The 11,774-nt window shown below is 61.7% G+C and carries 8 protein-coding genes; 4 read left to right on the forward strand and 4 right to left on the reverse strand.

Annotated features, from left to right (window positions below; translation table 11 throughout):
- Positions 1 to 201 precede the first annotated feature (201 nt).
- The gene (locus tag F0A16_RS00810; protein ID WP_275401739.1) at positions 202 to 1,356 is read right to left on the reverse strand and encodes an FAD-dependent monooxygenase; all 1,155 of its coding nucleotides are present in this window, start codon (positions 1,354 to 1,356) and stop codon (positions 202 to 204) included.
- Between the two features lie 393 nt (positions 1,357 to 1,749).
- Between F0A16_RS00810 and F0A16_RS00815 the strand changes: the two genes are divergently transcribed.
- The 4 genes from F0A16_RS00815 (at position 1,750) to F0A16_RS00830 (ending at position 7,109) form a co-directional block, all read left to right on the forward strand.
- Positions 1,750 to 2,244 carry a (2Fe-2S)-binding protein gene (locus tag F0A16_RS00815; RefSeq protein ID WP_149433506.1) on the forward strand — a complete coding sequence of 165 codons (495 nt, stop codon included), beginning with the start codon at positions 1,750 to 1,752 and terminating at the stop codon, positions 2,242 to 2,244.
- 509 nt (positions 2,245 to 2,753) lie between these two features.
- Positions 2,754 to 5,255, forward strand: coding sequence for a cytochrome c (locus F0A16_RS00820; RefSeq protein WP_187775869.1), 2,502 nt, complete (start codon positions 2,754 to 2,756; stop codon positions 5,253 to 5,255).
- A 132-nt stretch (positions 5,256 to 5,387) separates the two neighbouring features.
- Positions 5,388 to 5,576: a hypothetical protein gene (locus tag F0A16_RS00825; RefSeq protein ID WP_149433508.1), complete on the forward strand. Its 189-nt coding sequence runs from the start codon at positions 5,388 to 5,390 to the stop codon at positions 5,574 to 5,576.
- A 3-nt stretch (positions 5,577 to 5,579) separates the two neighbouring features.
- Complete coding sequence (locus F0A16_RS00830) at positions 5,580 to 7,109, forward strand: sodium:solute symporter family protein (RefSeq protein ID WP_149433509.1); 1,530 nt, start codon at positions 5,580 to 5,582, stop codon at positions 7,107 to 7,109.
- 18 nt (positions 7,110 to 7,127) lie between these two features.
- Here F0A16_RS00830 and F0A16_RS00835 read toward each other — a convergent pair whose 3' ends face one another.
- The 3 genes from F0A16_RS00835 to katG all read right to left on the reverse strand — a co-directional run bounded on the left by F0A16_RS00835 (position 7,128) and on the right by katG (position 11,726).
- Positions 7,128 to 8,342 (reverse strand): MFS transporter, encoded by a 1,215-nt coding sequence (locus F0A16_RS00835; protein WP_239023662.1) that lies wholly within the window; start codon positions 8,340 to 8,342, stop codon positions 7,128 to 7,130.
- The gene (locus tag F0A16_RS00840) at positions 8,339 to 9,349 is read right to left on the reverse strand and encodes a GlxA family transcriptional regulator (RefSeq protein WP_149433510.1); all 1,011 of its coding nucleotides are present in this window, start codon (positions 9,347 to 9,349) and stop codon (positions 8,339 to 8,341) included. Before F0A16_RS00840 ends, F0A16_RS00835 begins: the two co-directional genes overlap by 4 nt.
- 196 nt (positions 9,350 to 9,545) lie before the next feature.
- On the reverse strand, positions 9,546 to 11,726 hold the full coding sequence (gene katG / locus F0A16_RS00845) for a catalase/peroxidase HPI (RefSeq protein ID WP_149433511.1): 2,181 nt from the start codon (positions 11,724 to 11,726) through the stop codon (positions 9,546 to 9,548).
- Positions 11,727 to 11,774 lie beyond the last annotated feature (48 nt).

Here is an 11,774-nt window from a genome sequence, read left to right on the forward strand (position 1 = left end):
AGCCGTGGCGCCGGATCTTCATCGTGCTGCCATGAGAGCTTCGGGCGGCATCGAATCTTCGTTGTCATTTGTTCTTGTTGGTACCTTTCCTGCCTTGTCCGGTCATCGCTCCCGGACTTTTCGTACAGAGCCTGGAGATCGCCGATGCTCTGGCCGATGTTATTTTGCCTGGGTTTCAGCCATGGCTGTGGGGCAAGGCGATCAGGGCGACTTGAGTTCCTGAGTGGTCACATCATGCGCGAAGACCCATGCAGGATCTTCGTCGTGCCGCAGCCAAGTGTTGTCATGAGAGACCTGCTGCACCCGTGATGCGCGCTCGAAACGGTTGGTCTTGTAGAGCTCGAAAGCGTCGGTGTAATGCTCGGCGCCGATCGCTTCCAGGCTGCGAACCAGCACGGCGGCGTCTTCAATCGCCATGGCCGCACCCTGTGCCATGTGAGGTTTCATCGGGTGGCAGGCGTCGCCGAGTAGCACCAGACGCCCCTTATGCCAGATCGGCAACGGGTTGCGTTCGAGCAATGGCCATTTGGTTACCGATTCGGTGCAGTCGATCAACGCCTGAACCACCGGGTGGTAGTCGTGAAAGATTTCGCGCATCTCTTCTTTCGAACTATCGACGAACGACGCGGCGTGATCCCAGTCGGGTGTCTTGACGCCTGTGACGTAGTAGTACTCGTGCTGATCGCCGGTGACGTAGTAGACCATCATGTGCTTATCAGGTGACCACCACTTCACGCACTGCTCGAAATCGAGATCGTAGGCCTTTAGCTTTTCCGCATCGATGATGGCGCGATGGGCAATCCAGCCACTGTAGGTTGGGTCCTCTTCGCCCAGCAGCGTCTCGCGAATGCGTGAGTTGACCCCGTCGGCGCCGACGACCAAGTCCGCCGTCTCCGTGCTGCCGTCCGCGAAGCGCATGATCACTTCGCGACCGGTGTCGTCGACGCTCGTCAGGCGCTTGTCGAAATGCAGTTGGCTCGGATCGAGTGCCTCGACCATCAGTGCATGCAGGTCGCCGCGATGGACGGTGATATAGGCGGCGCCGTACTCCCGTTTCGCAAATTCTCCCAGCGGAATGCGCGATTGATAGTCGCCGCTTACGCCATCTCGACTGAACCAGTAATCCGGATGTGAGCCCATCGACTCAAGCTGTCCTTCGATGCCGATCTGACGCATCACTTTCATGACATTGGGGCCCAGGTGGATGCCGGCACCCAGGCGTGAGAATTCAGGTGCCTGTTCGTAGACCTGGGTTGGGTAACCTGCTTTCTGAAGCAGCGCTGCAGCGGCTGCGCCACCCAGGCCGGCGCCGATGACCGCCACGCGGAGTTTCGGTGACATCGGTTTCTGGCTCATTGTTCTGTCCTCGATATTTTGTCGTTAGGCAATGTTTCGCGGTCAGGCATGACTTGGTCGAGCGCCCGACAAGACTCAGCTCTTGCGATTACTGTTTTGTGCAGCAAGCGTTTTACTTTCTAAAAAGAACGTATACGCTGGTTTTTTATAAGTCAACAATTCCTTGTCAGAGCGTTACGGGAGTCGGTTTGAACATTGGGTTTTGTGTAAATTGCTGTTTTTGTTGTTAAATATAAAAAATTGCGAGTTTTTCAAACACCTTGTTTTACGCTCCTGGAGGATGGTATAAATTCAAAACGCGTCATTTAAGGCGTAAGCACTATAAATGCACAGTGCTTACGAGTTTGCACCACGGTAGTGCCAAATCTACGAACAATCCCAATCGAGAGCGGCATGACGGACAGCATTGCTTTGCGGGTCAATGGTGAAATGCGGCATCTGCCGCTCGACCCTGCGACGCCATTACTTCAAGTTTTACGCAACGACCTCTGTCTCAATGGCCCTAAATACGGTTGCGGTCTGGGGCAGTGCGGTGCCTGCAGCGTTCTGATCGAAGGGCGCGTGGCCCGCGCCTGTGTGATATCTCTGGGCGCCGTGGCTGGTCGCGATGTCGTCACGCTCGAGGGCCTAGGTGAATCGGGGCAGCTCGATCCGGTGCAGACCGCTTTCATCGATTGTCAGGCGGCGCAATGTGGCTACTGCCTCAACGGTATGATCATGACGGTGCGAGGTCTGCTCAATCACTGCATGCGACCGTCGCGTGAAAAGATTGTCAGTGCGCTCAATTATAATCTCTGTCGCTGTGGAACCCATGTCGAAATTCTTGAAGCCGCCATGCTGGCTGCCGAGCTCGATGCAGCCGGCATGGCGCCGAGCGAGGTCGAATGAGGTCGCCGTCTGCTTCGCGTGCCGGGCGTCCGCCACTTCCTGGTCACTTCGACGATCGGCTCGGTCTTCTGCGCTACGCCGTGGTCATTCGACCACCCTCGGTCAGTTTTCACCAAGGGGACTTCAACTGCTCGAGGTTGCTGGATATCGACCACGCCTCGCTAGGCGAATGGTCGGCCCAAGTCGCCGTTGTCGAGCTCGGCAATTTTGTGGCGGTCGTTGCGGCCGATCCGGATCTAGCGCGACATGCGGTTCGACGTCTGCGTTTGCACTGGGAGGCGTCGTCTGCACTGGCCGATGTCGCGGGTCAGGCCGATAGAAACGAAGGCGAGAATGGCTCGACGCTGAACGCTCACCGGCCGGGTACGATGGCAAGGCGCTACGGCTGGCCCAATCGATTGCGTTGGGGTGAGCGTGCCGGCTGGGTCGTCGCCGATGTGTTGCCGACTCGGGCCAGTCTCTGGGTTGACACTGCCACGTCGGACGCGCTACGCGATGATCTCTCTACATTGCTGGCGTTGGCACCGGCGGCGATCTCTCTGTTCAGCGAGCGCAGCGATCATGGCGGGCTGAGCCTTGGCCGTCTCGCCTGTGACGATGCCGCGGCGGATGCCGCTTTGATCTCGCGACACATCGAGGCGCCGATCGCGATCTGGCTGGATGCCGATTATCAACGTGACGTCGACGCTCTTGGCTTGGCCGAGACGTGGGACGTGGAGGCCAGCGGTGCGCATGCCCTGGATGCTGTGTCGCAGCAGTACGGAATGGCGAGGCACGCACCCGCCATGGCACTGTTGCTGACCGGCCTCACCGAGCTCGAAAGAAGCCCGGCACCCGCCAGTCGGCCAGCAGAATCCCCCTATCGGCGTGCCAATCCCGTTGTAAAAGTCGGCGATCAAGGCGGCGGAAGCGATGGCATGCGTGTCTTCGCCGAAGAGTCATTCTTGGACGAATGGAGTCGGCAGCAAACCAGCGATCCGCTCGAGTTACGCTTGCGGCATCTCGATGACAGTCGCGGTCAGGCCCTGATCGAGGCGGTACGTCAGCGTGCTGAATGGCGTCCTGTACCGACCTCCGGCGCAACCATTGATTGCTCGACGCCGCTGACAGGCCGGGGCTTTGCTTACTGTCATTTGCCAGATACGAATGGGGAGTGGGAAAGCGGGACCCGTTCCGCTTGGATTGCCGATGTCACCGTCGATCCGGTAACGGGAAACGTGCAACTGACCCGTCTAGTGGTGGGACAGGATGCCGGTGAGTCGGTCAATAGTGAGGCGCTGACTTCAGCGCTGCGGCAGCAATTACTGCCTGAGTCATCATTGCTTCTCCGGCACGATGGAGGCATCGACGAATGGGGGGATCCAACCGTCACTCCCCGTTCGATGCTGCCGGCCATCGATACCCTAACGCTGAATACCTCCGGTGTGCCTCCCGCTGTCACGACCGACGCCTTGACGCCCGGTGGCGTTGACAGCGGATGGGTTGACGCAAGGGCCCACTTCAATGCACAGACCCTGGCTCCGGGAACGGCGGCCATCGCCAACGCACTGTGCGATGCGACGGGGCTGCGCTTTCGTGAGCCACCTTTCACTGCAGCGCGAATCCGAGCGGGGCTGCGTGAGCAGGCGGCCGCTGATTCTGATCAAGCCCCCGACTTTGGTCGACGGCCTGAATCGACACTCTTTGGTACGAGACGACGGCGTCGGAGAAGGTGGACCAGCGCTGTCGTGGCCTCGCTGCTAACGCTTGGCGGTGCGGCGGCGACGGTATTGCCGTGGAAGGCATCGATCGCTCCGATTCCGCGCCCCGCATCGGATCTCTACTCCGAGGCTGCCATTGAGCGCGGCCGATTGGTCGCCGAGGCAGGTGACTGCGCAGTCTGCCATACCGCTGATGAAGATGGGGTGGCCAACGCAGGTGGTCGAGCCTTCGAGACGCCGTTTGGTACCGTCTTCAGCACCAATATCACCCCCGACGAAGCGACGGGTATCGGCAATTGGTCCTTTGGTGCGTTCGAGCGTGCCATGCGCCACGGCATTAGTCGCGACGGACATCATCTCTATCCGGCCTTTCCCTACACAGCGTTCGCCAAATTGAGCGATACAGACATGCAGTCGCTCTACGCCTACTTAATGACGCAGCCGGCGGTTCCATCCAGGTCCATCGAAAACGATATACGCTTCCCGTTCAATATCCGCGGATTGATGGCGGGCTGGAATCTGTTGAACCACGATCCCAAACCATTCACGCCGGACCCGACGCAGAGCGCGCTGTGGAATCGCGGTGCTTATCTGGCCGAGGGCGTAGGGCACTGTAGCGCCTGCCATTCGCCGCGTAATGCCATGGGGGCGGAAAAGCGTGGCGATGACTACTTTGCCGGTGCGCTGATCGACGGCTGGGAGGCGCCGGCGCTGAGTCAGTTGTCGAAGTCGCCGGTGCCATGGAGCGAAAGTGCCTTGTACGATTACCTACGCACGGGTCGCGCGGCGCAGCATGGTGTTGCCGCTGGGCCGATGGCGCCGGTGGTGGCCGGTCTGGGGGAATTGCCAGAGAGTGATGTCCGCGCTATCGCCCACTACGTGGCGTCGTTCATGCCGACTGCGATCGATGCCGCGCAGGCGTCCGATCTGGCTGATGAACATGTGGCGCTCACGGCTGCTGCGCCGCCGGGTTTTGATGCCGGAGAGCGGCTCTATCGTGGCGCTTGTGCCTCCTGTCATGAAGGTGGCGACGTGCCGGTTTATTCCCGGGCGGAGACGTCGCTGGCGCTCAACACGAATTTGCATAGCGATCGCCCGGACAATGTCATCCAGACGATTCTCGATGGTGTCGTGGCGCCCCATTCACGCGCTGGCAACGCTGGCGACATGCCGGGGTTTCGTGCCGATTTCAGCGATAGCCAACTGACAGCACTGGTGAGTTATTTACGTGGCCGTTTCGCACCTGATCAGCCGGCCTGGGAGCATCTTTCCGAGAGAATCGGCGAACTGCGCGGCGAGGCAGTACCGTGAGCGATGCCCGCACCGAGGATTCGACGGCAGTAGACAGCATGCGTTTAGTGGCGTGAGTGCAGCCGCGTGAATTCGGCAGTATGAGTTTGACAACGATGATTTCGACAACAATAGCAACAAAGGAGTGACGCAATGAATCCCCGCCGCTGGATATGGGTTGTCTGGGCGCTGGTCCTGCTGTGTTACGTGGTGCCCTACGGGCTGCTCGGACAGGTGCAGGCCTGGTACGGCAGTTTTTTGTTCTGGTGTGTCGTCGGCGTACTGGTCATCGTCGCCAACATCATGATCACCCAGGGTTTCAAAGACGAGTCGGAGGGCTGAGCCATGAGTACCGGTCTGATCTGGGGGGCAGTCCTCATCTATCTCGTGGTGGCCGTGGTGGTCGCCTATCTGTCGCGGGGCGAAGCGACCAACGGTAAAGGCGTCGACATGTCCGGGTATTTTCTCGGCAACCGGCAGATGAACGGCTTCGTCTCGGCGTTGAGCTACAGCGCGACGACCTACAGCGCCTTCATGATGGTAGGGCTGGCAGGGCTGACCTATGCCGGTGGCGTCGGGGCGTTCGGCTTCGAGATCGTCTACTTCGCCGGCGTGTCGCTGGTGGCGATCTTCGGGCCCAAGTTCTGGGCGGTGGGCAAGCGCTTTGGCTACGTCACCCCCAGTGAAATGCTGGGACACCGCTACGCTGATAAGAAGGTCGCGGTAGCGACCGCCGTCGCCAGTTGCCTGTTTCTTATCCCGTACGCGGCGGTGCAGCTGGCAGGTGTCGGTTATCTGCTGGCGGGGATGAGTGGCGGGGCGATCTCGTTCACCACCGGCGTGGTGGTGGCGACGATCCTGGCGATCCTGTTTTCCTATATTGCCGGGATTCGTTCGGTGATGTGGACGGACTCGCTGCAGGCGCTGTTCATGATCGTCGCCTCGACGCTGGTCGCGCTGCTGGTGGTGCACTCGCTTGGCGGCTTCTCGGCGCTGTTCGATACGCTCGCCACGGAGCATCCGACCTCTCTCACCGTGCCCGGGCCGGGGCTGTTCAGCTTCACGACGTTTCTGGGGCTAACGATTCCGTGGTTCTTCTTCAGCCTCTCTAACCCTCAGGTGAGTCAGCGGCTGTTCATGCCGGCGTCGCTCAGATCGATGCGCCAGATGCTGATCGGCTTTCTGATCTTCGGCTTCATCTACACCCTGGTCTCGGTGCTGTGGGGCTTCTCTGCGCTGGTGGCGTTCCCCGATCTGGCCAAGTCTGATCTGGCGACGCCAACGCTGCTGGCCTCCGAGCACGTGCCGCCGGTGCTGGGCGTGATCGTGATGGTGGGTATTCTGGCGGCCGCGGTGTCGACCATCGATTCGATCATGCTGACGCTCTCCTCGATGCTGTCGCGGGATGTCTACGCCAATGTGGCGACCGGCGCCAGCGAGGCGAAACAGCTCAAGGTAGGCAAGTGGGTACTGCCGATCATCGCGATTCTCGCCTTTCTGTTCGCGGAGCTGCAGCTCAGCCTGATCGCGGTGCTCTCCGTGGCGGCGTCCACTGGCCTCGTCGTCATCGTGCCGGCGATCATCGGCGCCTTCTACTGGAAGCGTGGGACGTCGGCCGGTGCGCTGGCCAGCATCGTGATCGGCGGCCTGGTCGTCATCGGTCTCTACGTGAGTGGCGCCACACCGCTGGGGCTGCCGGCGGGCATCTGGGCGCTACCGGTCGCCGTGGTGCTGTTCGTGGTCGTGAGCCTGATGACCAATTCGAACCGAGAGTCGGCCGCTGAGTTCATGAGAACAGCGGGCACGGCCACGTTGACTGGTGTGAGTAGCCGCGCTGACGTCAGTTCCGGCGTCTCGCCCGACAGTCGCATCTAACCCATAGAAGCTTGCCTTTCATCTTTCGAGCCCGGCTTCGCGCCGGGCTTTTTCCTGGTGCATGTTCTGTCGCAGCACCAGCAACACGAGCCACATGCTCATGACCAGCGGTATCAGCATCAGGTTGAGGGTCTGCCAGCCGAGCCAGGCATTCAGTGGGCCGGCCAGCAGTGCGGAGAGGGTCGTCAGTGAAAAGACCGCGCAGTCATTGATGGCCTGGACGCGGGGTGCCTCGCCGGGTCGATAGGTGGTGGTCAGCCAGGCGCTGGCGGGCAGGAAGGTGAAGTTCCAGCCCACTCCCAGCAGGAAAAGCCCGATGGAAAACGTCCAGAATGACGTGGGCAGCAAGGCACAAAACAGGCTGGCGAGTAGACTCAGCGAACCCACGATGATCATCCGTTGGTGTCCGTAACGCCGGGTCAGGTCACCGGTGATGAACGAGGGCGCGAACATTGCCAGGATGTGCCATTGAATGACATTGGTGACATCACCGAAGGTGTGCCCTGCATGCGTCATGGCCAGTGGTGTCGCGGTCATCGCCAGGTTCATGGTGGCGTAGCTCAAGGTGGCGATCACGATTGCCGTCACCAGCTTTGGCTCGCGTAGCAGGGCGCCGAGCTGGCGAGCAGGCTCGTGACCGGCGGCGCCTCGCGGCAAAGGAAGCTTCAGCATCGAGAGCAATAGCAGCGCCAGCATATAGAGCCCGGCAAGACCGACGAAGCAGCCGAGAAAAGGGATCTCGAAGCCTTGCTGTGAAGCACGTGCCAACCAGGGACCGAGAAAAGCTGCGATGACGCCACCGGCCATCACCAGGCCGAGCGCGCGATCACGCTGAACGGGGCTGGCTGCGTCGATGGCGGCAAAACGATACAGCATGCCGGCGCCGATGCTCATGCCGATGGCGAAGGTGCCGAGATTGAATAGAGAGAACGCGGAGAGCTTCAGCGCCAGCACGCAGATGGCGATACCGACGAGCCCGATGCCGTTGGCGATGATGAAAGTTCGCTTGCGCCCCAGTCTGGCGGTCAGCCAACCGGACGGCAGGGTTGCCGCCGTCAGTCCGAGGAGTTGCATGGCCACGGGTAACGTACTCCAGTCGGCACTACCTGATAGTTGATTACCCACCAGCGGTGAAACGGCGATGAGCAGAATGTTGCCGCTGACCAACAAGGCCTGACATAGCGCCAGGCCCCAGACGGTGAGCGGCAGACGCCGAGAAATGGCGGTCGTCATGAGGCATCTCGCGTTTCAAGGTTGCCCACGGCACGGCCGAACCGGGCACGATAGGCACTCGGGGCCAAGCCGTAGCGACGTTGAAACTGGCGGCGCAGTTGCTCGGTGCCACCGATGCGGCAGTGCTCGGCGATCTGTGTCAGCGGGGCGTCGCTCTCTGCCAGCAGCCGACGAGCGGACTCGAGCCGCAGGCGGGTCAGGAACTCGATCGGCGTCATCTGCAACTGCTGGCGAAACAACCGCTGGAAGTGGCGCGGGGTCACTGCTATCGCTTGCGCCATGCGTTCACTGTTCCAGTTGGCCAGTGGATCGTTCAGCACCTGGTCGATCAGCGTCCGTAGCCTGCCTTGACTGGCGATCTGGCAATGCAACCCTTCGCTGAACTGCGCCTGATCACCGGGTCGATGCAGAAACATCACCAGTTCGCGTGCCACTTCTCCGGCAAGGCGGTGATCGTGATCTGCCGCGACGAGTGCGAGCGCCAGATCCATGCCCGCGGTGACGCCGGCGCTGGTATAGATCCCGGCACTTTCCCGGTAGAGCGCATCGGCGGCGACGTCGATCTCGGGAAACTCCCGCGCCAGCCGTTCGGCCTGGCGCCAGTGCGTTGTGACGCAGCGACCATCGAGCAGGCCGGTTCGGGCCAGTGCAAAAGCGCCGGTGCAGATCGATCCGACACGCGCCGTGGCTGCCGCCCGCTCGGCAAGCATCTGAATGACCTCGTCGTCGAGATCGTGAACGCCGTGACCGCCGGCTACCAGCAGCGTATCGGCGGGGTGCGTCGTGACCGACGAACGGCTGGTCGATGTGAGCGTGCTCAATGCATGAGTGGCGACCAGCGTCATGCCGCCATTGGTGCGGACTTCACCGGGTTCGACGGCGTTGAGCCGCAGCTCGTAGTGAGGTCGACCCAGCAGGGTGTTGGCGCTGGCGAAGACCTGCCAAGGTCCGCTGGCATCCAGCAATTGGCAGTCTGGATAGATAAAGAGATCGACGGTATGCGGCATGGAATCATCCTCGAAGGCTGAAGGTCAGTCTGCGAGAACGACGCCATGTCGGCAACGACGAGGATCCCACCGAAAGCGTCATTGCGTGACGGCATCACGAATGGCGAATGGCAACGGGAGTCGTGGAGGAGAATACGGACGAAAAAACGCCGCCGGAGTGGCTCCGGCGGCGTCGGTCTGGCTAGGGAGCGGCCGATCAGGCGAGGTCGAAACGGTCCAGGTTCATGACCTTGGCCCAGGCCGCCACGAAGTCCTCGACGAACTTCTGCTTGGCGTCGTCGCTGGCGTAGACCTCGGCCAGGGCGCGCAGTACCGAGTGCGAACCGAAGATCAGGTCGTTGCGCGTCGCGGTGTATTTCACCGCTTCAGTGTCGCGCGAACGTCCTTCGAAGCGCTCGGACGCTGCGTCCGCTGGTGCCCAGACGGTGTTCATGTCCAGCAGGTTGACGAAGAAGTCATTGTTGAGCACGCCGACATTGTCTGTCAGTACACCAACGTCGGAGCCGTCGTAGTTGGCGCCGAGGACGCGAAGGCCACCAACGAGAACGGTCATCTCCGGGGCGGTCAGGGTCAACTGTTGTGCCTTGTCGACCAGTAGCGACTCGGTGGGTGCGCCTAGCCGGCCGCGCTTGTAGTTGCGGAAACCGTCCGCCCGCGGCTCCATCACCGCGAAGGAGGCGACATCGGTCTGCTCCTGGGTGGCGTCGACACGACCCGGCGCGAATGGCACTTCGATCTCCACCCCTGCCGCCCTGGCTGCCTGCTCGACCCCCACGTTACCGGCCAGCACGATCACGTCCGCGAGTGATGCCTTGCCGGAGGTTTCCTGAATGCGCTCGAGCGTCGGCAGTGTCTGGCTCGCGATCCGGTTGACCTCCCAGTCCTTCTGCGGTGCCAGCGCCAGCCGGGCGCCGTTGGCGCCACCGCGCTTGTCGCCGCCGCGGAAGGTCGAAGCCGAAGCCCAGGCGGTCGCCACCAGTTGCGAGACCGAGAGACCCGAGCCGGTGATCTGCGCCTTGATATCGGCAATGTCACTGGCGCTAGGCTGGTGCGTCGAGGCCGGCAGCGGATCCTGCCAGACCAGGTCTTCCTGCGGCACTTCCGGGCCGAGGTAACGGGCCTTCGGCCCCATGTCACGATGGGTCAGCTTGAACCAGGCGCGAGCGAAGGCGTCGTCGAAGGCCTGCGGATCCTCGAGGAAACGCCGGGAGATCTTCTCGAACGCCGGATCGAAGCACAGCGTCAGGTCCGTGGTGAGCATCGTCGGCTTGCGCATCTTCGACGGGTCGAACGGGTCGGGAAACGACGCTTCGGCGTCCTTGGCTTGCCACTGGATCGCTCCGGCCGGGCTACGTACCTGTTCCCACTCGTATTTGAACAGGTTCTCGAAGAAGTAGATGCTCCAGCGCGTCGGGGTCTGGGTCCAGATGACTTCGAGGCCGGAGACGGTGGCATCGGCACCTGCGCCGCTACCGTGGGCATTGGCCCAGCCAAGCCCCTGTGACTCGATCGAGGCGGCTTCTGGATCGGCACCGATCCCTTCGGCGGGGCCGGCACCGTGAGTCTTGCCCAGGGTGTGGCCGCCGGCGATCAGCGCAACGATCTCTTCATCGTCCATTGCCATGTTGCCGAAGGTGGCGCGAATGGCTGGTGCGGCGGAGAGCGGATCGCCGCTGGCATTGGGGCCTTCCGGATTGACGTAGATCAGGCCCATCTCGGTGGCGCCGAGCGGCTGGTCGGCCAGCGTGGTCGGGTCACGGTGTTCGAGCCAGGTCTTCTCGTCGCCCCAGTTGACGTCCATGTCGGGTTCCCAGACGTCAGCGCGGCCACCGGCGAAGCCGAAGGTGCGCAAACCGGAGGACTCCAATGCCACGTTGCCGGCGAGAACGATCAGATCGGCCCAGGAGATGTTCTGGCCATACTTGCGCTTGACCGGCCACAGTAGACGGCGGGCCTTGTCCAGGCTGACGTTGTCCGGCCAGCTGTTGAGTGGGGCGAAACGCTGCTGGCCGCGACCGGCGCCACCGCGACCGTCGGCGAGACGGTAGGTACCTGCACTATGCCAGGCCATCCGAATGAACAGACCGATGTAGGTGCCCCAGTCAGCCGGCCACCAGGCCTGAGACTCGGTCAGTGTCTTCTCTAGATCGGCTTTCAGCGCTGCGTAGTTGAGCTGCCGGAACGCTTCGCGGTAGTCGAAATCGCTATCCAGCGGGTTGGAGCGCTCGGAATGCTGGTTCAGCAGGTCCACGCGAAGTTGATTGGGCCACCATTCGGCATTGACGGTGCCGCCGCCGGCGACGTATGTCTTGGCGCCCTCGGATACGGGGGGGCCTGAGTGTCCGAAGGGGCATCTGGATTCGGTTTCGTGCGACATCTCTTATCTCACCTGTTCGTCTCGTCAATCCCGTCGTTCCCCAGCGCC

The organism is Salinicola corii, assembly GCF_008298015.1.
In the GTDB taxonomy this organism is placed as follows: Bacteria; Pseudomonadota; Gammaproteobacteria; order Pseudomonadales; family Halomonadaceae; genus Salinicola; species Salinicola corii.